18 protein-coding genes are annotated in these 22,793 nt (G+C 70.4%); 11 read left to right on the forward strand and 7 right to left on the reverse strand.

Translation table 11 applies throughout. The features are described 5' to 3' along the window. The first annotated feature begins 109 nt into the window (after positions 1-109). From ureA to cimA, 7 genes are all read left to right on the forward strand, one after another. Positions 110-790, forward strand: a complete 681-nt coding sequence (ureA, locus tag OO70_RS34780; RefSeq protein WP_043680310.1) for an urease subunit gamma — start codon at positions 110-112, stop codon at positions 788-790. Beyond that, the gene (locus tag OO70_RS34785; protein ID WP_043680313.1) at positions 787-2,472 is read left to right on the forward strand and encodes an urease subunit alpha; all 1,686 of its coding nucleotides are present in this window, start codon (positions 787-789) and stop codon (positions 2,470-2,472) included. The genes ureA and OO70_RS34785 overlap by 4 nt, the downstream gene beginning before the upstream one ends. Positions 2,473-2,494: 22 nt before the next feature. Then, complete coding sequence (locus OO70_RS34790) at positions 2,495-3,508, forward strand: agmatine deiminase family protein (protein ID WP_043680316.1); 1,014 nt, start codon at positions 2,495-2,497, stop codon at positions 3,506-3,508. 11 nt (positions 3,509-3,519) lie between these two features. After that, positions 3,520-4,122, forward strand: coding sequence for a TetR/AcrR family transcriptional regulator (locus OO70_RS34795; RefSeq protein ID WP_043680319.1), 603 nt, complete (start codon positions 3,520-3,522; stop codon positions 4,120-4,122). Between the two features lie 123 nt (positions 4,123-4,245). Then, a complete protein-coding gene (locus tag OO70_RS34800; RefSeq protein WP_106971818.1) occupies positions 4,246-6,300 on the forward strand; it encodes a TolB-like translocation protein in 2,055 nt (684 codons plus the stop codon). A 29-nt stretch (positions 6,301-6,329) separates the two neighbouring features. Beyond that, positions 6,330-7,580: a TolB family protein gene (locus OO70_RS34805; protein ID WP_043680322.1), complete on the forward strand. Its 1,251-nt coding sequence runs from the start codon at positions 6,330-6,332 to the stop codon at positions 7,578-7,580. A gap of 301 nt (positions 7,581-7,881) precedes the next feature. Continuing rightward, on the forward strand, positions 7,882-9,486 hold the full coding sequence (gene cimA / locus OO70_RS34810) for a citramalate synthase (protein WP_043680324.1): 1,605 nt from the start codon (positions 7,882-7,884) through the stop codon (positions 9,484-9,486). A 7-nt stretch (positions 9,487-9,493) separates the two neighbouring features. Here cimA and OO70_RS34815 read toward each other — a convergent pair whose 3' ends face one another. Genes OO70_RS34815 through OO70_RS34825 form a run of 3 tightly spaced genes read right to left on the reverse strand, consistent with a single transcriptional unit; the run spans position 9,494 to position 12,402 of the window. Beyond that, complete coding sequence (locus OO70_RS34815) at positions 9,494-9,985, reverse strand: hypothetical protein (protein ID WP_199827472.1); 492 nt, start codon at positions 9,983-9,985, stop codon at positions 9,494-9,496. Next, the gene (locus tag OO70_RS34820) at positions 9,979-10,488 is read right to left on the reverse strand and encodes a hypothetical protein (RefSeq protein ID WP_158711557.1); all 510 of its coding nucleotides are present in this window, start codon (positions 10,486-10,488) and stop codon (positions 9,979-9,981) included. The genes OO70_RS34815 and OO70_RS34820 overlap by 7 nt, the downstream gene beginning before the upstream one ends. Positions 10,489-10,527: 39 nt before the next feature. Further along, entirely contained in the window at positions 10,528-12,402 is a 1,875-nt protein-coding gene (locus tag OO70_RS34825) for a ricin-type beta-trefoil lectin domain protein (RefSeq protein WP_043680327.1), read from the reverse strand. 133 nt (positions 12,403-12,535) lie between these two features. Here OO70_RS34825 and OO70_RS34830 point away from each other — a divergent pair, with 133 nt between their 5' ends. After that, positions 12,536-15,547 (forward strand): glycoside hydrolase family 3 protein, encoded by a 3,012-nt coding sequence (locus OO70_RS34830; protein WP_043680330.1) that lies wholly within the window; start codon positions 12,536-12,538, stop codon positions 15,545-15,547. 106 nt (positions 15,548-15,653) lie between these two features. Then, on the forward strand, positions 15,654-17,003 hold the full coding sequence (locus OO70_RS34835) for a hypothetical protein (protein WP_043680333.1): 1,350 nt from the start codon (positions 15,654-15,656) through the stop codon (positions 17,001-17,003). Between the two features lie 6 nt (positions 17,004-17,009). On the opposite strand, the gene OO70_RS34840 is transcribed toward OO70_RS34835, so the two are convergent. Together OO70_RS34840 and OO70_RS34845 are read right to left on the reverse strand one after the other, a co-directional pair. Then, positions 17,010-18,572: a hypothetical protein gene (locus OO70_RS34840; RefSeq protein ID WP_043680336.1), complete on the reverse strand. Its 1,563-nt coding sequence runs from the start codon at positions 18,570-18,572 to the stop codon at positions 17,010-17,012. Between the two features lie 122 nt (positions 18,573-18,694). Next, positions 18,695-19,120, reverse strand: coding sequence for a MarR family winged helix-turn-helix transcriptional regulator (locus OO70_RS34845; RefSeq protein WP_043680339.1), 426 nt, complete (start codon positions 19,118-19,120; stop codon positions 18,695-18,697). Positions 19,121-19,182: 62 nt separating this feature from the next. Between OO70_RS34845 and OO70_RS34850 the strand changes: the two genes are divergently transcribed. Together OO70_RS34850 and OO70_RS34855 are read left to right on the forward strand one after the other, a co-directional pair. After that, a complete protein-coding gene (locus OO70_RS34850) occupies positions 19,183-20,253 on the forward strand; it encodes an FUSC family protein (RefSeq protein WP_043680342.1) in 1,071 nt (356 codons plus the stop codon). A gap of 55 nt (positions 20,254-20,308) precedes the next feature. Beyond that, the gene (locus OO70_RS34855) at positions 20,309-20,866 is read left to right on the forward strand and encodes a hypothetical protein (protein WP_043680344.1); all 558 of its coding nucleotides are present in this window, start codon (positions 20,309-20,311) and stop codon (positions 20,864-20,866) included. Positions 20,867-20,875: 9 nt separating this feature from the next. Here OO70_RS34855 and OO70_RS34860 read toward each other — a convergent pair whose 3' ends face one another. Both OO70_RS34860 and OO70_RS34865 read right to left on the reverse strand, forming a co-directional pair. Beyond that, positions 20,876-21,535: a response regulator gene (locus OO70_RS34860; RefSeq protein ID WP_043680347.1), complete on the reverse strand. Its 660-nt coding sequence runs from the start codon at positions 21,533-21,535 to the stop codon at positions 20,876-20,878. After that, positions 21,532-22,683: a sensor histidine kinase gene (locus tag OO70_RS34865; protein ID WP_043680681.1), complete on the reverse strand. Its 1,152-nt coding sequence runs from the start codon at positions 22,681-22,683 to the stop codon at positions 21,532-21,534. Before OO70_RS34865 ends, OO70_RS34860 begins: the two co-directional genes overlap by 4 nt. Positions 22,684-22,793 lie beyond the last annotated feature (110 nt).

Consider the following 22,793-nt stretch of genomic DNA (forward strand, 5'->3'; position numbering starts at 1 on the left):
CCCTCATTCTTAGAGTGACGTTCAATGTGAACCGGGGATGGCGAGCGCGTCAAGCGTTCCGGAAATGGGTTTTACTGTTTAGAGTGGTGTTCTAAAGGAGGGATACGGGATGAGACTGACCCCCACGGAACGTGACCGGCTGCTGCTGTTCTCGGCCGCCGAACTGGCCCGCGCCCGCAAGGCGCGCGGCCTCAGACTCAACGTGCCGGAGGCCACCGCGCTCATCGCGGACACGGTGTGCGAGGCGGCCCGGGACGGGCGACGACTGGCTGATGCCATCGAGCGCGCCCGCTCCGTGCTCGGCCCCGACGACGTCCTGCCGGGTGTCGCCGACGTCGTCACCGAGGTGCACGTCGAGGCCGTCTTCGACGACGGTTCCCGGCTCGCGGTCGTCTCCGACCCCATCGGCGCCGGACTCGGCGGCGACGCCCCGGGCGCGCTCCTCCCCGGCCCAGCGCACGCCGAACCCCAGGCCGTCGTCCGCGTCACGGTCACCAACACCGCGACCGTCCCCGTCTCCGTGACCTCCCACTTCCACTTCTTCGAGGCCAACCCCCGCCTTGACTTCCCGCGCGCCGAGGCCTACGGCATGCGGCTCGCCGTACCCGCCGGATCGTCCGTCCGCTTCGGGCCGGGCGAGAGTGCCGAGGTCGGTCTGCTGCCGATCGGCGGCGAGCGGATCGCGATCGGTTTCGCGGGGCTCATCGACGGACCGCTGGACGCGCCGGGCGCGAAGGAAGAGGCCCTGCGTCGGGCAACTGCCTGCGGCTACCTGGGAGTTGAGCTGTGAACCCGTACGAGTACGCCGCCACCCACGGCCCCCGCGCCGGCGACCGGGTCCGCCTCGGCGACTCGGGCCTGACCATCCGCGTCGAGTCCGACTCCCAGCGCTACGGCGACGAGTTCCTGGCCGGCTTCGGCAAGACGGCCCGTGACGGACTGCACCTCAAGGCCGCCGCCGTGCGCGACACCTGTGACGTGGTCGTCAGCAACGTGGTCGTGATCGACGCCGTGCAGGGCATCCGCAAGGTGTCCATCGGCATCCGTGAGGGGCGGATCTGCTCGATCGGGCGGGCCGGAAACCCCGACACCCTCGACGGGGTCGACGTCGTCGTCGGGACGGGCACCTCGATCGTGTCCGGCGAGGGGCTCATCGCCACCGCCGGGGCCGTCGATACCCACGTCCATCTGCTCTCGCCGCGCATCATGGAGGCCTCGCTGGCGTCCGGCGTCACCACGATCATCGGCCAGGAGTTCGGCCCGGTGTGGGGCGTCGGCGTCAACTCGCCCTGGGCACTGCGCCACGCGTTCAACGCCTTCGACGCCTGGCCGGTCAACATCGGCTTCCTGGGCCGGGGTTCGTCGTCCTCGGACGCGCCACTGATCGAGGCGCTGGCCGAAGGCGGGGCCAGCGGCTTCAAGGTGCACGAGGACATGGGCGCCCACACCCGCGCGCTGGACACCGCGTTGCGGGTAGCGGAGGAACACGACGTCCAAGTCGCCCTGCACAGCGACGGGTTGAACGAGTGCCTGTCGGTGGAGGACACCCTGCGCGTGCTGGAGGGCCGGACGATCCACGCCTTCCACATCGAGGGCTGCGGCGGCGGACACGTGCCGAATGTCCTGAAAATGGCGGGAGTCGCGAACGTCATCGGCTCCTCCACCAACCCCACCCTCCCCTTCGGCCGGGACGCGGTCGCCGAGCACTACGGCATGATCGTCTCCGTCCACGACCTGAAGACCGACCTGCCCGGCGACGCCGCCATGGCCCGCGACCGCATCCGCGCCGGGACGATGGGCGCCGAGGACGTCCTGCACGACCTCGGCGCGATCGGCATCACCTCGTCCGACGCCCAGGGCATGGGCCGGGCGGGGGAGACGGTCCGCCGTACGTTCGCGATGGCCGGGAAGATGAAGGCCGAGTTCGGCGCGCTCGGCGGTTTCCCGGAGGCGGACCACGACAACGACCGCGTCCTGCGCTACATCGCCAAGCTGACCATCAACCCCGCGATCGCACACGGGCTTTCGCACGAGGTCGGCTCCATCGAGGTCGGCAAGCTGGCCGACATCGTGCTGTGGCGGCCCGAGTACTTCGGCGCGAAACCGCAGCTCGTCCTGAAGTCCGGGTTCCCGGCGTACGGCGTGGTCGGCGACCCGAACGCGGCGACCGACACCTGCGAACCCCTCATCCTGGGACCGCAGTTCGGCGCGCACGGCACCACACCCGCCGACATCTCCGTGGCCTTCGTCGCGCAGGCCGCCCTCGACCAGGGCGGCGACGCGATGCCAACTCGGCGTCGGCGCGTGGCAGTTCGCGGCACCCGGGGCATCGGACCGGCCGACCTGCGCCTCAACTCCCGTACCGGGGCGGTCGACGTCGACCAGCGCACCGGCCTGGTCACCCTCGACGGGGAGCCGATCCGCTCCGAACCGGCCGAGTCCGTCTCCCTCAACCGCCTCTACTTCCTCTAGAACGCTAGGACTTGGACTTCTGATGAGCTTCCGTATGCCGCCCGAGTGGGCCCCGCACGAGCGCACCTGGATGGCCTGGCCAGGACCCAACCCGACCTTCACCAACGCCGAGGAACTGGCGGAGGCCCGTACCGCCTGGGCGTCCGTCGCCCGCGCCGTGCGCCGCTTTGAACCGGTGACGATGGTGCACGGGCCGGGTCAGGGCGAGTCGGCGCGCGAGCTGCTCGGCCCGGACGTCGACCTGGTCGAGCGCGAGCTGGACGACGCGTGGATGCGCGACATCGGCCCCACGTTCGTCACCGATGGTCGTGAACTGGCCGCCGTGGACTGGACGTTCAACGGCTGGGGCGGCCAGGAGTGGGCCCGCTGGGAGCACGACGCGAAGATCGGCTCGCACGTCGCGGACCTCGCGGGCGCGAAGACGTACACCTCGAAACTCGTCAACGAGGGCGGCGCGATCCACGTCGACGGCGAGGGCACGGTGCTGCTCACCGAGACGGTCCAGCTCGGCGCCGGCCGCAACCCCGGCTGGACGCGCGAGCAGGTCGAGGCGGAGATCCACGCCAGGCTCGGCACCACCAAGGCCATCTGGCTCCCGCACGGCCTCACCGGCGACTACGGCGTCTACGGCACCCAGGGCCACGTCGACATCGTCGCGGCCTTCGCCCGGCCCGGCACCGTACTGGTCCACAGCCAGCGCGACCCGGCCCACCCGGACCACGCCCGCTCCCAGGAGTACCTCGCCCTCCTCCGCGCCGAGACCGACGCGAAGGGTCGCCGCCTGGAGGTCGTGGAGGTTCCGGCCCCCACCGTGCTGGAGGCCGACGGCCACTGGGTCGACTACTCCTACATCAACCACTACCTCTGCAACGGCGGCGTCGTGCTCTGCGCCTTCGATGACCCGCAGGACGAGATCGCCGCCGGGATCTTCCGTCGCCTCTTCCCCGACCGGACGGTGACCCTGGTCGACGCCCGTACGATCTTCGCGGGCGGTGGGGGCATCCACTGCATCACCCAACAGCAGCCGAAGATCTAGGGAGTCGGACGATGGCCGGTGCGCGGAAGAACGCGCCGCCGCGCGAGGACGTCCTCGCCGCCGCCATGGGCATGATCGCCGAACGCGGTCTGGAGAAGCTCACCATGGCGGCGCTCGGCCGCGAGGTCGGCATGAGCAGCGGCCATCTCCTCTACTACTTCCACTCCAAGGACGAACTCCTCCTCCAGACCCTGGAGTGGAGCGAGGGCAGACTCGGCGCCGAACGCGGGCGCCTGCTCACCCGCAGTACGGCCACTGCCCGCGAGCGCGTCGACGCGTACGTCGACCTGTACGTCCCGCACGGCCACCGCGATCCGCACTGGACGCTGTGGCTCGAGGTCTGGAACCGCTCGCAGAACGCCGACGAGGACGCCCGCGACCGGCAGGCCGCCATCGAGGGCGTCTGGCACCGCGACCTCGTCGCGCTGATCGCGGAGGGCGTGTCTCGGGGTGAGTTCCGGGCCGTCGACCCGGACCGTTTCGCCGCCCGGCTCCGCGCCCTCCTCGACGGCTTCTCCATCCACGTGGCGATCGGGCTGCGCGGCACGGACCGGGCGCAAGTTCTCGGCCACGTACGGGAGTTCCTCGACGAGGGGCTCCTCGCGGACGCGTGACCTTCCGCCCCGGTTGTACGTAATAAGGCCGATTGACCCTGTGGTCGGCGGTGCGTTTGCCTCGGAGGAAGCCCTCGGCGCAGGGCCGGGGGAGAAGCGTCCACGGGGATCTCAGGGGGAAGCATGTCCAGATCCACAGGTGTGTTCGGTGTTGGCTTAGGGGTGACGCTGCTGCTCGCGTTCCTCTCGCCGACGGCCGCGTCCGCCGCACCGCACGTGTCCAGCACGGAGAGGGTGAGCACGGCCGCCGACGGCAGCCAGGCCGACGGACCCTCGGGCGACCCGGCGATCAGCGCCGACGGCCGCCATGTCGCGTTCGTGTCCACCGCACCGAGTTTCGGCTGCGCGGAGTTCACCCCGTGCCTGCTGGAGAAGGACCTGGGCACCGGCGAGGTCACCAGGATCGACCTCGGCAGCGGCTATCTGTACGGCTCGCCGATGCTGAGCGCCGACGGGAGCCGCGTCGCGTTCTCCGCGGGCACCCGGTTCATGGCGCCGTACCTGTACGACCGCGCCACCGGCCGCACGGAGCGGCTGTGGCCCGAGAACCCGCCCGGATCCAACGAGTTGGGCCGCGCCCAGTCGATCAGTCCGGACGGCACGCACATCGCGTACACCATCGGCAACCGCAACGGTTCGTCGAACTTCCGGCTCCTGTACGTCCGTGACACGGCCACCGGCACCGACACACTGGTCTCACCGGCCGAGGAGGGCGACAAGAACGGGGCCTCGGTGAGCGGCGACGGCGAGCGGGTCGCGTACGGCATCCACACCGACTCCGAGACGGACCCGGCCGACATCTTCGTCAGGGACCGGCGGACGGGCGAGCGGACCCAGGTCGACCAGGGCTTCGGCGCGGCCTTCCTGCTCCGCATCACCGCCGACGGCAACCGCGTCCTCTTCGACGCCGAGAGCGGCCTGTACGTCCACGACCTGCGCACCGGCGAGTCGCGGCGCGTGGCCGACGGACAGCCCCGGGCGGCCACGGCGGACGGCCGGTACGCCGTCGTCGCGGGCGAGGACGGTGTGCGGGTGCGTGACCTGCGGACGGGCCTGCGCGGTGCCGACCTCTCGCCGTACGCCGTGCCGGGAGAGCAGGGGCTGGCCGCCAAGGGGCGTGCGGTGGCGTTCTCTTCGGACGCGTCCCACCTGGTGGCGGGCGACACCAACGGGGAGACGGACGTGTTCGTCTTCTCCGGCGAACTCGCGAAGAACCCGGCCCCGATGCCGTCCGTCACCGAACGGATCAGCACGACGCGGGACGGACAGCAGCTTGCCGCCGCGTCCCACGACCCGGTGATGGCGGACGGCCGAACCGTCTCCTTCACCTCGGACGGCAACGTCTTCGTCAACGCGTCCGGCGGGATCTCCGAGGTCAACTCCAGCACACAGCAACCCTCGTCCGAGGGCACACCCTGCGCCAACGGGCGCATGGTCGGATACGTGGCACCGCACGCGACGGACGGCGCCCCCGAGGTCTTCGTCCGCAACCGCTCGGTCGGCAAACTGACCGGCATCTCCTCCTACCAGGGCATCCGCTTCACCTGGATGGGACAGCCCGCGGTGGACCCCACCTGCCAGTGGATCACCTACGCGGCCACACTCCCGGCCACCGACACCGACCCGCACCCGCAACCCCGCGTCTACCGCTTCAAGTTCAACGGCGGCACCGTCGACGTGGTCAGCGCGCCCACCGGCGAGGCCGCGGGCAACCCGGCCGTCAACTACAACGGCCGGTACGTCGCCTTCGAGCAGGGTGACGCCGTCTACGTCCGTGACCTGGACACCGGCGCCCTGGAGAAGGCCGGCGACCACGCGTCGCAGCCCTCCCTCGCCGACGACGGCCGCAAGATCGCCTTCCAGCAGGGCCGGTACGTGTACGTCCGCGACCTCGACGCCGGGACCACGATGCGGGTCAACGGCACACAGCCCTCGCTCTCCGGGAACGGCGCGCGTGTCGCGTACGTCCGCGCCGGGGCCGTATACCTGCGTGAACTGACCACCGGCACAAGCCAGTTGATCAGCGTCGACGTCCGGGGCCACCGCAACGACCTCCCGGCCGGGCACCCGTCCGTCAACGCCGACGGCACGGTCGTCGCGTTCGAGTCGGCGTCACCCGATCTGGTGGCGGGGGACACCAACGGGGTGTCGGACGTCTTCCTGCGGACAGTGCAGTGACAAGCAGCGACCACTACGGGGGAACAACCATGCACGGCAACAAGCGAGCCCTCGCGCTCGCGCTCGCCCTGGCCGCGGCCACGGCGACACTGACGGCGACCACGGCGAGTGCCGCACCCAGGGCCCCGCGCACCGAGAAGGCGAGCGTGGCCCCGGACGGCGCGGACGGCAACAGCGGCTCCAACGGGCAGAGCCTGAGCGTGGACGGCCGCTACCTGGCCTTCGTCTCCGGCGCCGACAACCTTGTCGCGGGCGACACCAACGGCACCGAGGACGCCTTCGTGCGCGACCTGAGGACCGGCACCACCCGCCTGGTGAGTGTCACCGGGGACGGCGGCGCGTGGGACGGCCATGTCCTGGACGTCAGTCTGAGCGCCAACGGCCGTTATCTGGCGTTCAGTTCGACCAAGACCTACGAGGGCGACGACAACGCGATCTGGGTCAAGGACCTGAGGACCGGAGCCCTTCAGCGGCTGAACAACGCCGTCGACACGGGCTACGACGCCATCGGCTCGCCCGCGATCAGCGCCGACGGCCGCTATGTCGCCTTCGTCGCCCAGCACACGAGCGACGAGGGACCGCAGGGCGACCGGTGGAGCCGGGTGTACCGCGTCGACCGGGTCACCGGCGAGCGGGTGCGCATCAGCCAGGTGCCGGGTGAGGGCGCCCGGAAGTCCGCCGCCACCAACCCGTCGATCAGCGCGGACGGTCGCCGGGTCGGTTACCAGTTCTTCGTGCCGTATCCCACCACTGGCGACTGGAGCGACGCCTACGTCCGTGACGTGCCGAGCGGGAAGCTGTTCTGGGCCGACAAGGCGCCGGACGGTGTGGTGTCCGACGGGCAGACCGAGTTCCCGCAGGTCAGCGCCGACGGACGGTACGCGGTGTTCAACTCGCTGGACTCGAAGCTGACGCCGGACGACACCAACAACGGGCACAACGTCTTCGTCCGCGACCTGAGGACGGGGAAGCTGCGCCGCGTCGACGGCGCCGGGCCGACCGCCTACACCGGCTATCCGCAGCTCAGCGCGGACAGCCGGTATCTCGTGTACGCCTCGGGAGACCCGGGCGGCGCGCGACAGGCGTACGTGCGCGACCTGCGCACCGGACGCACGGTGCTCGCCAGTCCGGCGGTGGGCGGCGGCCCGAGCGCCGGCGGGGTGGACTTCCCGGTGATCGACCGGCACGGCCGCACGGTCGCCTTCAGTAGCTGGGCCACCGACCTGGTGCCCGGCGACACCTACGACACCACGCACGTCTACGTACGTCACCTGAAGTGATCGACCGCATCCTGAGACACCCATGAGCGGAGCACGGGGGCTGTGCCAGACTGCCTCCGTGCTCTCGTTCGCCACGATTATTGGCAGCAGGCGCGCCGGTCCGCAGTGACCGCCTCGTACGACCAGGTACGGGCGGCCATCGTCGTCCTCGACCCGCGCGCAGACCTCTCGCACCCGCGAGGGGTTTTTCGCTTTTCTGGCCCACCTTCAGCCGGGAGCGCAGCGCGAGGGATCATTGGGGAACGGTGGAGCCGGTCATTCCGGTACAGACCGAGATCCAGATTCTCAGGAGCCAGAGACCATGACGGAAACCAGCGAACTCGACGATTCGTTCCACGTCTTCGACACGACCCTGCGTGACGGCGCGCAGCGGGAGGGCATCAACCTCACCGTCGCGGACAAGCTGGCCATCGCACGGCACCTGGACGACTTCGGCGTCGGTTTCATCGAGGGCGGCTGGCCGGGGGCGAACCCGAGGGACACCGAGTTCTTCGCCCGCGCCCAGCAGGAGATCGACTTCAAGCACGCCCAACTGGTCGCGTTCGGCGCCACCCGCCGCGCCGGCGCCAAGGCCGCCGAGGACCCGCAGGTCAAGGCGCTCCTGGACTCCGGTGCCGACGTCATCACCCTCGTCGCGAAGTCCCACGACCGCCATGTCGAACTGGCCCTGCGCACCACCCTCGACGAGAACCTGGAGATGGTCCGCGACACCGTCTCCCACCTGGTCGCCCAGGGCCGCCGCGTCTTCGTCGACTGCGAGCACTTCTTCGACGGCTACCGCGCCAACCCCGAATACGCGAAAACGGTCGTCCGCACGGCCTCGGAGGCCGGCGCGTCCGTCGTGATCCTCTGCGACACCAACGGCGGGATGCTCCCGGCGCAGGTCCAGGCGGTCGTCGCCACCGTCCTCGCCGACACCGGCGCCCGGCTCGGCATCCACACCCAGGACGACACCGGCTGCGCGGTCGCCAACACCCTCGCCGCCGTCGACGCGGGCGCGACCCACGTCCAGTGCACGGCGAACGGCTACGGCGAGCGCGTCGGCAACGCCAACCTGTTCCCGGTGGTCGCCGCCCTGGAGCTGAAGTACGGCAAGAAGGTCCTGCCCGACGGCAAGCTCCGCGAAATGACCCGCATCTCGCACGCGATCGCCGAGGTCGTGAACCTCACCCCGTCCACGCACCAGCCGTACGTAGGAGTGTCCGCTTTCGCGCACAAGGCGGGCCTGCACGCCTCCGCGATCAAGGTCGACCCGGATCTGTACCAGCACATCGACCCCGAGCAGGTCGGCAACACCATGCGGATGCTGGTCTCCGACATGGCGGGCCGCGCGTCGATCGAGCTCAAGGGCAAGGAACTCGGCGTCGACATCAGCGGCGACCGCGAGCTGGTCGGCCGGGTCGTGGACCGGGTCAAGGCACGCGAACTCAAGGGCTACACCTACGAGGCGGCCGACGCGTCCTTCGAACTCCTCCTCCGAGCCGAGGCGGAGGGCAAGGCCCGCTCCTACTTCCAGGTCGAGTCCTGGCGCGCGATCGTCGAGGACCGCCCCGACGGCAGCCACGCCAACGAAGCCACCGTCAAGCTCTTCGCCAAGGGCGAGCGCATCGTCGCCACGGCCGAGGGCAACGGCCCGGTCAACGCCCTGGACCGCGCCCTGCGAGTAGCCCTGGAGAAGATCTACCCCCAGCTCGCCAAGCTCGACCTCGTCGACTACAAGGTCCGCATCCTGGAAGGCGTCCACGGCACGTCCTCCACGACCCGCGTCCTGATCTCCACGTCCGACGGCGCGGGCGAGTGGTCGACGGTAGGCGTCGCGGAGAACGTCATCGCCGCGTCGTGGCAGGCGCTGGAGGACGCGTACACGTACGGCCTCCTCCGCGCGGGCGTCGAGCCCGCCGAGTAACCCGCCCTCAGCAGGAGTCCTCGGCGAGCTTCTCGAACTCGCCGAGGCTCATGGCCCTGCCGTCGGCCCATACCTGGCCGGGCTCGAGAGCGGTGATCTGCTCGGTCGTGAAGTCGACGATGCCGTTGTAGGAGTCGCCGGTGATGTAGTGCCCGAAGCCGAGCGAGTAGTGGTATTTCGGCTGGAGTCGCTGCGCACCGCGATGCCGGGCCTTCCAGGCGACCGGAGGCGAGAAGAGCGCGAACTCGGCGTCCCCGCTCAGCTTCTCCTTCCGCACGTCCCACCCCGTGGTGACCGGTCCGTCGTCGATCCCCTTGGCCCACCCGCCGAGCGACGGCTTCCGGTAACTGTCGTCCCCGCACGGCCGGATCAGTGCGTACGGCATCCCGTCCGCCCCGAGCCGTACCCCGGCCAGCGGCAGATCGACGGCCCCGCACCCGCTGAGCAGCAGACACCCCGCCGCCACACCCGCGACCGCCGCCACCCTCCGGGTCAGCACGCGTCGTCCACGAGGTCGTCGAAGTCGTCCCGGCTCATCGCACGGTCGTCGGCCCAGACCTGGCCGGGTTTCAGCCGGTTCAGGTCGGCGGTGGTGAAGTAGACCACGATGTCGTACGGGTCCCAGCCCGAGCGGGGGCCGGTGACGTCGAGGGCATAGGTGCGGCCGGGCCGCAGCCGCTGCGGTCCCGTCGCCTCCGTGTGCCAGGCGGCGGGTGGTGAGAAGAGCGGGAACGTCGCCGTGGAGACCTCGATCTCCGCGCCGAAATCCGGCCGCCAGCCGGTCTGCTGGTCGACCGGCTCACTGGCGCCCGCGTCCCCGGTGGGCCAACTGCTCAGTTCCGCCCGGGAGCCGCGGTCACCGTCGCACAGCCGCAACGTGGCGACCGGCGTGCCGTCCCCGTCCAGCCGGACGGCCGCGAGCGACAGGTTTGCCGGGCTGCACCCACCGAGCAGCACAGATCCCGCGACCGCACTCACAACACCCACCACGACACGTTTCATGTCCCGCCCCCGTCGAGGGCGGGACACGACCCGCCCTGCCTACTGCAAGTGCCACTTCTGGTTGGCAGCCCCCGTGCACGTCCAGATCTGCGCCCGCGTCCCGTTGGTCGACGAATTGCCCGTCACATCAAGGCACTTGTTGGCCGCCGTATTCACCACATCACCGGTCGTGGAGTTGTACGACCACTGTTGCGCGGCGGTTCCGTTGCAGTCGTACAACTGCACCTTCGCCCCGTCAGCCGTCGAAGCCGAGGTCACGTCAAGGCACTTGCCGAGCGACCGCACCGTTCCGTCGGTCCCCACGGTCCACTGCTGGGCGGTCGACCCGTTGCAGTCGTAGAGCTGGACGGCCGTGCCGTTGGTGGTCGAACCTCCGGCCACGTCAAGGCACTTGCTCGCGAGACCGACGAACGCGCCGGTCTGGCTGCCGCCGCCGGACTGTGTCCCCGTCCAGGTGAACGTGGCGGACGTCTTGCCGGGGAGGGAGTAAGTCGCGTGCTGGCCACCCCAGTTGATGGTCACCGTCTTCGCCGTGGACGCGTCGTTGTACGCGATCAGCGCCTTCGAACCGTCCGGGTTGCGCCACGCCACATTCGGCACGTTCGTGGACGCCGTGGAAGCGATCCGCTGGGCGCCGGGACGGACGAACTTCGTCAACTGGCCCATCGTGTAGTACTCGACGGTGTAGTCGACGGTCCCGCTCGCGCCGTCGCCGTTGTGGACGGTGATCAGGCCGGTGCAGGTGCCGCAACCGCCATTGTGCGGGCCCATGTTCTGGTCCACGGCGAGGGACCACTTGGTCACCGACTTCGCCCAGTTGCGGGTGTAGTCGATGATGTTGTTCATGTCCTCGCGCTGCTGGTTGGCGACCCAGGTGCCGCCGGAGTGCTCGGTGCCGAAGGCGTCCAGCGTCGGGTACTGGTTGTGGACGGTGGTCTGCTTGGTGACGCCGCTGATGTCGCTGTAGCCGTGCCAGGCGATGCCGCCGAAGTTGGGGTTGGAGCGGACGGCCGCGTCGTCCACGGTCGCCGCCGCGTACGAGTCGTATACGTCCCAGTTCCAGTCGTGCGCCAGGACCTTCGTCGTCAGGCCGGACGCGTTGAGCTTCGGCAGCAGCTCGCTCTTCGTGAAGTACGCGAGCCCGGACGCGTTCCAGCTCATCGACGGGTAGCCGGAGCAACACGTCGGCTCGTTCTGGACGGTCACGTACGAGACCGGAACGCCCTGGTCCTTGTACGCCTGGAGGTACTTGACGAAGTAGTTGGCGTAGGCGCCGTAGTCCTCCGACTTCAGCCAACCGCCGTTGAGCGACCCGCTGTCCTTCATCCACGCGGGAGCCGTCCATGGCGAGGCCATGACAGTCAGAGAGGGGTTGAGGGAGAGCGCCTGCTTGGTCAGCGGAACGACGTCCGCCAGGTCGTGCGCGATCGAGAAGGAGGTGAGGTTGGGGTCGGTCTGGCCGGAGGCCACGTCGTCGTACGAGTAGCCGTAGCGGGCCAGGTCGGAGGCGCCCATCGGATTGCGCAGGAACGAAAGGCCGATCCCGTCCGTCGGCGAGAACAGCTTGGTCATGGTCGCGTTCCGGGTCGCCGTCGACAGCGCGCCGCTGCTGTTCATCAGCCAGGCCGCGGTGTCCGTGAAGGACGCGCCGCCGCCGGTGAAGGTCTGGTAGCGGGTGTTCTCGTCGACGGTGATGTTCTCGCCGCTGCCGCCCGTCCCGGACGAGAAGGCGAACGGAGTCTGGGCCTGGAGGCCGCGGGTGACATGGCGTCCGGCGGCGTCGTCGGTGGTGGTGAGCCAGGCCGTGACCTGCTCACCGGCGGCGTGCGCGGGGGGTACGGCGGCGGTGAAGCCGGCCACGGAGAGCAGTCCGGCGACGAGCAGCCGGGCCGTGCGGGGGGTTCTCCTGGACATGGATGCGTTAGCCCTTCCTGACGAGATGTCTTGACGGGTCCTCGGGCCGTTAGTTAACTCACGGCGTGATCTAAGTCATGAGTGAACTGTGCGAACCAGAGTGAACCAGAGCCCCAGAGCCGAGGGAAGGTCCATGCCAAGAACCGCCCTGCTCGTTTCCACCGCACTGTGCGCCGCGCTGCTGACACCGGCCGCCGTGACCCAGGCGTCCGCCGCCGCCGACCCGGCCCCCACTCCCGTCGACCGCTTCGAGGGCGAGGTGCCCTTCGCGAGCCAGCCCGCCGAAGGCATCTTCACCTGGGGCAGCGACAACGACGACCCGCCCCAACTCGCCCTGACCGCGAGACCGGACGCCCCCGAGGGCGAACACGTACTCTCCGGCACCTACGACATCAGCGGCTACGGCGGCTTCACCCACGACTACGCCGCGACCGAGCCCGGCCACGACTGGTCGGCGCACCAGGGCATCCGGTTCTGGTGGGACGGCCAGAACACCGGCAAGTCGACCAACTTCGAGATCAAGGACGGTGGCGCGAACGGCGAGGCCTCCGAGCTGTGGACGACGTCCTTCACGGACGACTTCACCGGCTGGAAGCAGATCGAGATCCCGTTCACGAACTTCGTCTACCGGACGGACTACCAGCCCGTCGGCGGCATCGACCACGTCCTCGGGCTGACCCAGATGTGGGGCTACGCGGTCACGCTCCCCGTCGGCGTCAAGAGCCAATTCTCCATGGACGACGTGGAGTTGTACGGCAAGGCCGACCAGTCGCTGCGCGCCTCCGTCACCACCGACTCGGCCGTCTACCCGGTCAAGGAGGGCGGTACGGCCACGGTCAAGGTCACCGTCGCCACCACCGGCGCCGTCCCGCTCGACGACCCAGTGACCGTCGCCTACGCGTCCGACGGAGGCACCGCCACGTCCGGCAAGGACTACACCCCGGTCGCCGGCACCCTCACCTTCCCGGCGGGCACCGCGTCCGGCACCACGCAGACCGTCAAGGTCCGCACGCTCAAGGACAAGTCGGCCGAGAACGCCGAGACGATCCCGCTCAAGCTCACGGTGACCGGCGCCAAGGCCTCGACCGAGACCCCGCAGGTCGTCGTCGACGCGCACGGACTGCCGTACCTGGACAGCAAGTTGCCCATCAAGAAGCGCGTCGCCGACCTGGTCAAGCGCATGTCGCCGGCGGAGAAGGCCGGGCAGATGACCCAGGCCGAGCGCGGCGGTGTGGGCACCGGCGCCGACGTCGCCACCTACGACCTCGGCTCCCTGCTCTCCGGCGGCGGCTCGACCCCGACGCCCAACACGGCCGCGGCCTGGGCCAAGATGATCGACTCGTTCCAACTCCGGGCGCAGGCAACCCGGTTCCAGATCCCGCTGATCTACGGCGTCGACGCCGTCCACGGCCACAACAACCTGGCCGGCGCCACGATCATGCCGCACAACATCGGCATCGGTGCGACCCGCGATCCCCAACTCGCCGAGAAAACAGGCGCGGTGACGGCCAGTGAGGTCCGCTCGACCGGCGTCCCGTGGGACTTCGCGCCCTGCCTCTGCGTCACCCGTGACGAACGCTGGGGCCGCTCCTACGAGTCCTTCGGCGAGGACCCGGCGCTCGTGCAGTCCATGGAGACGATGATCCAGGGTCTCCAAGGCGCCGCGAACGGCAAGCAGTTGAAGGACGACGACAAGGTCCTCGCCACCGCCAAGCACTTCGTCGGCGACGGCGGCACGGCCTACGGCTCCTCCACCACCGGCACCTACACCATCGACCAGGGCGTCACCACCGTCACCCGCCAGCAGCTGGAAGCCATCCACCTGGCCCCGTACCAGACGGCCGTCGACCGGGGCATCGGCACGGTCATGCCGTCCTACTCCTCGCTCGACATCGTCGGCGACGGCCTCGGCCCGGTGAAGATGCACGCCCGCGCCGACATGATCAACGGCGTCCTCAAGAACCGGATGGGCTTCGACGGCTTCGTCATCAGCGACTGGAACGCCATCGACCAACTCCCCGGCGACTACGCCGCGCACGTCGACACGGCGGTCAACGCGGGCGTCGACATGATGATGGTCCCGTACAGCTACAAGGACTTCAGCTCGACGCTGATCGCCGAGGTGAAGGCGGGCCACGTCACCGAGAAGCGGATCGACGACGCCGTATCCCGCATCCTCACCCAGAAGTTCAAGCTCGGCCTCTTCGAGAAGCCGTACGCCGACACGAGCAACGCAGCGCAGATCGGCTCGACTTCGCACCGGGCCGTGGCCCGGCAGGCGGCGGCCGAGTCGCAGGTGCTGCTGAAGAACGCGGGTGGCGTCCTGCCGTTGAAGAAGAACCAGAAGGTCTACGTCGCCGGTTCCAACGCCGACGACCTCGGCAACCAGACCGGCGGCTGGACCATCACCTGGCAGGGCTCGTCCGGCACCAACACCACCGGCACGACGATCCTCCAGGGCATGAAGAACGCCGGCGGTGACGTCACCTACTCCAAGGACGCCTCCGCCTCGACCACCGGCTACGACGTCGGTGTGGTCGTCGTCGGCGAGACCCCGTACGCCGAGGGCATCGGCGATGTCGGCAACGGCAACGACCTGACCCTCACCCCGGCCGACCAGGCAGCGGTGGACAAGGTGTGCGCGGCGATGAAGTGCGCGGTGCTGATCGTCTCCGGGCGCCCGCAGCTGATCGGCGACCGGCTCCCCAAGATCGACGCCCTGGTCGCCTCCTGGCTGCCGGGCACGGAGGGCGACGGCGTGGCCGACGTCCTCTACGGCAAGCGCTCCTTCACCGGCCAACTCCCGGTCACCTGGCCGAAGTCGGAGGCTCAGCTGCCGATCAACGTCGGCGACACGTCGTACGATCCGCAGTTCCCGTACGGCTGGGGCCTGACGACCGTGACGAAGACGCCGACGGGTGGCGCGTCCACCTTGAAGGCACTGGAGGCCGCCGCGGGGAAGGCCCGCTCGGCGGGGACGGGCAAGGCGCTCGTCACCGAGGCGCGGCTGATCGTCCAGCAGAAGGTGGGCCAGAACATCACGGCGGCGGTGTCGAAGCCGTTCGCCGACGCGGACCATCTGTTGCTGACCGGGAAGTACGCGGCGGCCGTGAAGAAGCTGGAGGAGGCGTACCGGGCGGCGTGAGCGCGCTGCTGGAAGGGGGGCGGGGGCTGTCGTCGGCTGCGGGTCCGTCGTGGCTGGTCGCGCAGTTCCCCGCGCCCCTGGGGGGCGCTTCGGCTAGCGTCGGATTATGAAGGCTGTCGCTTGGGGCCGAAGCCTCCCGGGGTTGTTCGTGGCCCTGCTGCTCATCGCGCTGACCATGGCGGCCCCGGCCGTCGCGGACACCGGCGTCTCGACGATCGGCCGGGCCCTGCGCGCGGGCCCGGTCTACGTCGATCCGGCAGCGTCCGGGGTGTCGTCAGCCGACACCGACGCGCTCGCGCAGCGCATCAAGAAGGCCGACAAGCCGGTCTTCGTCGCGGTCCTCCCCGCCGACTACCCCACGGCGAACCTCTTCACGAACCTGCGCACCGCCACCGGCATCACCGGCCTCTACGCGATCCGCCTCGGCGACCGCTTCGACGCCCGCGCCGACTCCAGGGTCCTGTCGAACACGGCCGTGAAGAACCTGGTCGCCAGCGTGCAGGGTGAGGACGCGAAGACCCAGCTCGACGACTTCACCGACCGCGCGCTCGCCAACATGGGCGGTTCGGCGCCCGCGTCCTGGGGCTCGTCCTCGGACGGCGGCGGAGTCTCCACCACCGCGCTGATCGTCGCGGGCGGGGTCGTGGTGGCGGGTGGCGCGGGGGCGTACACCCTCGTACGCCGCTCCCGCCGCCGCAGGCTGGAGGAGCAGCGCGCGGCGCTGGACAAGCTGCGGGTGGTGGTCGACGAGGACATCACGGCGTTCGGCGAGGAACTGGACCGCCTCGAATTCCACCCCGCCGAACCGGGCGCCGACGACGCGATGCGCGCCGACTACGAACGCGCCCTCGACGCCTACGAGCAGGCGAAGTCGTACATGGCGGCGGCCACGAAACCCGAGGACGTCCGGTCCGTCACCCAGGCCCTGGAGGACGGCCGCTTCTCCCTCGCCCAGCTCGCCGCCCGCCGCGAGGGCCGCCCGCTGCCCGAACGTCGGGCCCCCTGCTTCTTCGACCCGCGCCACGGCCCGTCGGTCGCCGACGCCACCTGGACCCCGCAGGGCGGCGCACCGCGAGAGGTCCCCGTCTGCGCGGCCGACCAGGCCCGCCTCGCCGACGGCCGGGACCCGATGATCCGCGAGGTCGACACGGACTACGGCCGCCGCCCGTACTGGGACGCGGGACCGGCCTACGGCCCCTGGGCCGGCGGCTACTTCGGCGGCGGCCTCCTCCCCGGCCTCCTCGTCGGCACGCTGCTGGGCAGCATGATGGCCACCCCGTCCTACGCCTCCGACTACGGCACCGGTTACGGCGACTTCGGCAGCGGCGGTTACGACGGCGGGGACGTCTCCGGGGCGGACTTCGACTCGGGCGACTTCGGCGGCGGCTTCGGGGGAGGGGACTTCGGAGGGGGCGGAGACGGGGGAGGCGGCGGGGACTTCGGCGGGGGTTTCTGAACCGCGTCAGGGGACGATGGCCGCCGCGTCCCACACGATGAGTGTGCCGCCGCGGTCCACGCTCATCAGGTGTTTCCCGCCGGGCGACATGCGGCAGTCGAGTACGACGTCCATGTGGCCCGTGAGGGTGTCCAGGAGTTCACCGGTGCGGGTCGACCGGATCTGCACATGTTCGTCGTCGGGGACGGCCAGCCAGTCCTCGGTGGTGGCGAAGCGCGTGCCCATCATCTTGAGCGTGAAGCGCTCGCGATTGTCGGGCAGTTCCAGCACCCGGAGCCGGTCCACGTCGCCGATCGCGATCCACGAGCCGTCGTGGGCGAGCCCGAACCGGTGGACCGAGTTCGGCTGCTTGGGCAGCTCCGCGAGCAGCCGGCCGGAACGCGGGTCCCAGAGCAGGACCTGTGAGTCGCGGCCACGGGTGGCCAGGGTTTTTCCGTCGGCGGAGAGCGCCAGATGCGACATGTTCTTCGTCGTGGGCTTCGTGCCCCGGCGTTCGTTGGTGAGCGGGTCGACGAAGCTGCCGGTAGAGCTGTTGTAGGCGATCCACATGCCGTCCGGACCGTGCACGGACTCACCCACGGTGCCGACCTTGAAGGGGAGTATCTCCTCGCCGCTGACGGGGTCCCAGGCCTGTGCCTTCTCATCCACGCAGCTGGTCATGATGAAACTGCCGTCCGGGGAGACGTCGCAGTGGTCGATCGTGTACGTCGGGCCCTGGATCGCTCGCCGCAGGGCCTGCTTCTCCACGTCGTAGACCTGGAAGAGCCCCCTGAGCCCGACCACCACCAGCGAGGTGCCGTCCGGTGACAGCGCGAAGTTCCAGGGATGCGAGCCCAGTCGGAGCACGGCCCGGATCGCCGACAGCTGCCGGTCCTCGCGCCGCCCGCCGGCGGTGGGCGGCTCAAGGCCCAGGGCGCGCAGCAGCTCGGCCTGCTTCTCCCGGTCCAGCCGGGAGCCGGGCTCCGCCTCGCCCATGACCTCGTTGATCACCGCGGCGGTGGCCCTGGACTCCGGGGAGTCGACCATGGCCAGGTCGGCGAGCAGGCTCTCCGCTCCGAACCGCCGGATCTTGGCGATCTGCCAGTCCCGGGAGGCCACGAGCCGGGCGGCCTGATCGGGGTCGCCGTGGTGCAGGTGCCACACCAGGTGTCGCCACCAGTACTCGGCGCCGGCGGGCAGCGCCGACCACGGGGCATCGGGTTTCAGCAGGGCGAAGGCGTTGTTCACGAGCCGTCCGTGCCAGTCGGCCGCTTCCTCCGCCGACCAGCGCGACTTCAAGCGCTCGTGCAGCGTCTGCGGGACGGTCAGCCACCGCCTGCGGTCGTCGCTCTTCCTGATGCGCATGAGGCCCACGCGATGGAAGTGCTCGAACAGGCCCAGAGTGCTGTGGGTGGCGCCGTATTCGTGTCCCACTTTGCCCCAGGCGTCGGTGAGCTCGCTCGCGCTCAGTTCGACGCCCGGGGGGACGATCGCCAGCCGCCGGGCGTTGAGGGAATCCTGGAGGCTGAGATCCAGGCTCTCCAGTGCCCTGCCGATACGGTCGTCGCCCCAGTCCGCGTGGCCTGTCACCTGTTGCCAGTACTCCTGACGCGAGCGATCGCGCCGACGTTGACGCCACTTGTCCCCGAGCACCCGTGCCTCCCCCTGTCCGGACGTCCAGTCAAACAGTTCGAACGCCCGTACGCAGGCACTCAGGGCACATCGGCCAACCGCTCCATCAGCACCCCCGCCAACTCCAATACCCCCCGCTCCGTCGCACTCAGCGACGCCAACGCCCCCGCCAGCCACACATCCCGCTCGACCATGTCCCGGTCCAGCGCCCGCCGCCCCTCGGCCGTCAACGTGAGCACGGACTGACGCCGGTCCACGCTGTCCGGCTCGCGCGCGATCAGCCCCTCCGCCTCCAGTTCGGCGAAGGTCCGGGTGAGGGACTGGGGCCGCTGCCGCTCGGCCGCCGCGATCTCGCCGGGTGTCGCCGACGCGTGCCGGTGCAGATGCCCGAGCACGATCAGCTGGTTGGGACTGAGCCCGGCCTCGTTACCGCGCTCCTGCCGCAGCCGCCGGTTCAGCCGGACGACACCACGACGGATACGGGCGGCTTCGGAGAGATGATCCATGACAGAGATAGTACGCGAATGCTTACTATTCACGAATGCCTTCGCCAGCTACTGTGGGGCCAGTGACCGCAAAACTGATACGCAACGCGTACGAAGTGGCTCTGACGATGACCGCCGTGCTGCTCTGCTGGGGCATCGCCCTCTGGCTGGAGGGCGCCGAAGGACTCCACACCGACGTGCTGGTCCTCGCGGTCGCCCTGACCCTGACGCTGGCCCGCTCCCAGCGCACCGCCGACACCCGCCGCAGGCTCACCGCGCTCGTCGTGCTGCCCGTCACCGCCGGCGCCTCGATCTTCCTCGGCAGGTTGTTGGCGTCCCACTACACACTCGGCGCCGCCGTCTTCACGGCCGGCATGGCACTGGCCATCTGGATCCGCCGCTACGGCCCCGCCGCCACGAAGATCGGCACCCTGCTGGCCCTCCCGCTGGTGGCCCTCCTCGTCGTACCCGGCCCCGCGCTCCCGCCCAAGGCGCAGAGCGGGCTGGTCACTTGGGGCTGGTCGGCGCTGATCGGGGCGTTGGCGTGCGGCGGGGTCTGGCTGGTGCAGGGACTGGGCGACCGTTTCGGCCCCCGGTCCTGGCGCGCGGAACCCGCCCCCGAACAACCCCCGCGCCGGTCCCGTCTCCACCCCCGCCCGAGCACCCGCATGGCCCTGCAGATGGCGGCCGGTATCGCCGCCGCGTTCATCCTGGGGCGGCTGGTCTTCGACGACCACTGGCCGTGGGTGGTCCTCACCGCGTACGTCGCGGCAAGCGGCAACCGCGGCCGAACCGACGTCCTGCGCAAGGGAATTGAGCGACTCGCCGGAGCCACGGTCGGCACGCTGCTGGCCGCGGGCGTGGCGGCGGCCGGCATCACCGGCGACACCGCCGTGACGCTGATGTTCACCGTCCTCACGGTGGCCTTGTGGCTCCGCCCCCTCAACTACGCCTACTGGGCAGCCGGTATGACCTGCGCCCTGTCCCTCCTCCTCGGCTACTTCGGCCAGGACGCCCTGCACCTGCTGCCCACCCGCCTCGAAGGGATCGCGGTGGGTGCGGTGTTGTCGGTGGCGTCGGCGTGGTGGCTGCTGCCGGTGCCGCGCCGGCGGGCGGCGGTGACACGGTTCGTCATACGGCCAAGTGACGGCTGAAAACGGGCTGTTCGGCCGATATCCATCGGGCGGCCCGCGCGTCTAGGCTCTCGCCATGGTGACCCCACCCGAGGGGGACGACAGGGACGTCGTCGAGGCCCCCGGCGCGGACCGCGCGCTGTTCCGGGAGCGCTGGCGGGCGTTGTCGCGCCGCGCCCGTTTGCTGGTCACAGGCACGGCCTGTGTGGTCGTACTGGGCGTGCTCCTCGGATACGTCGTCACGAACCGCCCCACGCCCCCGCCGCCCGATCCGGTCGCCGTAACGACCGCCCGGATCACGTTCGTTGAGATGCCGCACCGTCTCCACCCCGACTTCGGCGTCACCGTCCGCGTCGAGACCGCTTCCCGTGTCACCTTCACCGGGTTGAAGGACGGTTACGCCAACCTGTTCGTGGTCGACCTGCCCGCACCGGGCATCGTGCTCGAGCCCGGTCAGGCGCACGCTCTGCACGCCCGCCTCGACGTCTTCTGCCAGACGCCCTTCCCCCGGCGCGGAACGCCGTTGCTGTTCGTGGCCGTGCGCAACGCCCACGGCGAGGGCCGGGCGCCGGTCGTGCCCACGGACTCCCAGGTGAAGTGCATTGTCCGCGCCGTCCGGCTGGCCTGCGCATAGGGACCCTCGTCAACTCGTCCGCGGCACGACCAGCCCCGTCTCGTAGGCCATCACCACCGCCTGCGTACGATCCCGCAGCCCCAGCTTGGACAGGATGCGGCTGACGTGGGTCTTCACGGTCTCCTCGCCGACGTGGAGGCGCTCGGCGAGTTCGGGGTTGGACAGGCCCTCCGCGAGCAGCCGTAGGACGTCGGTCTCGCGTGGGGTGAGGACGTCCAGCGTGCCCTGGGTGGGCGCCTTCGGGCGCAGGCGGGCGAACTCGGCGATCAGGCGGCGGGTGATGCCGGGCGCGAGCAGGGCCTCGCCGGCGGCGACGACGCGTACCGCTTCGAAGAGGCGTTCGGCGGTCACGTCCTTGAGGAGGAAACCGCTGGCGCCGGCGGCGAGCGCGTCGTAGACGTGTTCGTCGAGGTCGAAGGTGGTCAGGACGAGGACGCGGGGCGCGTGCGGGCCCTGGAGTCGCGCGGTGGCCTCGATGCCGTCCATGACCGGCATCCGTACGTCCATCAGCACCACGTCGGGCAGTTGCTCGCGGCAGACGCGGACCGCCTCGGCGCCGTCGCCGGCCGTGCCGACGACCGTGAAGTCGGCCTGGGTGGCGAGGAGTCCGGCGTAACCGACCCGCACGATCTCGTGGTCGTCGGCGACGACGATACGGATGGACGTCATGCCGGTGCCTCCTCCTCCGATGCGACAGGGAGCCGTGCCTCGACCAGGAAGCCGCCGCCGGGCGCGGGCCCCGTGTGCAACGTGCCCCCGACGGTCGCCGCGCGCTCGCGCATGCCGAGCAGGCCGTGGCCGGAGATGTCGGCGGCGGGCCCGGGACCGTTGTCGCGCACGCGTACCGCCAAGTCCTTGTCCCCGTACCGGAGTTCCACGTCCACGGCGGCGCCCGGCGCGTGCCGGCGGGCGTTGGTGAGGGCCTCCTGGACGATTCGGTACGCGGTGACCTCGATGCCGGGGTCGAGCGAGACGATCGGCCCGCTGACGATGAGCCGGGTACGGGAACCGGCCGCGTCCCGTGACTCGTCGACGAGTTCCATGAGTTGACGGAGGCCGGGCTGGGGCCGCCGTTGGACTCCGGTGTCCGCGTCCTCCCGCAGCACGCCCAGCAGCCGCCGCATCTCGGTGAGGGCGGTGCGCGCGGTGTCACCGATGGCGAGGAGGCGGGTGGCGCCCTCGGCCGGCAGCCCGGGGGTGGTGAGCCGGGCCGTCTCCGCCTGCACGGCGATCATCGAGATGTGGTGCGCGACGACATCGTGCAACTCCCTTGCGATGCGCGCCCGTTCACCCCGGGCGGCATGTTCGAGGAGCGTGTCCGCGAAGGCCCGTTCGGTCGCGCTGTGCGCCTGTGTCGTGCTGCGTACGTGGTGGGCGATCCCGGTGGCCGCGGCGGCGGAGGCGAGCGTCGCCACGAGGACGGCGACGATCCGGGTCGGTTCCTCGTGGCTGCCGAGCGCGATCACGACGTAGGGCAGGACGAACAGCCCGCCGAGCCGGGTGGCTCCGGCCCGTCCCAGCACGTACACGCACACCAGTTGGGCCACGACCCCGCCGGCGGTGAGCCCTCCGAAGGGCACGAGGGAGAGGACACAGGAGGCGCTGAGTGCCACGGCGGCGCAGCTCCGGGCGAGGCGGCCGGTGCCGAGGACGAAGGCGACGGGGAGGGTGGAGGAGAGGGCGAGCAGCAGCAGGGCGGCGAACCCGCCGGCCAAGTCGGTGCTGCGGACGAGGACTTCGGCGACGGCGAGGACGGCGAGGACGCCCCCCACGATCACGGCACGTGTACCGGCTTCGGCGGCCCGCCACCGGGACATCACCGCCCGCACGCCCGCACTCTTCTCACCCACCCGGTCATTGTGCCGACCCCCTTCCCCGTCGGCGTCCCCCTCGTGAGGGACCCCTTCGGCGTGACGACGCACGGCAC

Origin of the sequence: Streptomyces xylophagus, assembly GCF_000716435.1 — a bacterium.
Taxonomy (GTDB): domain Bacteria; phylum Actinomycetota; class Actinomycetes; order Streptomycetales; family Streptomycetaceae; genus Streptomyces; species Streptomyces xylophagus.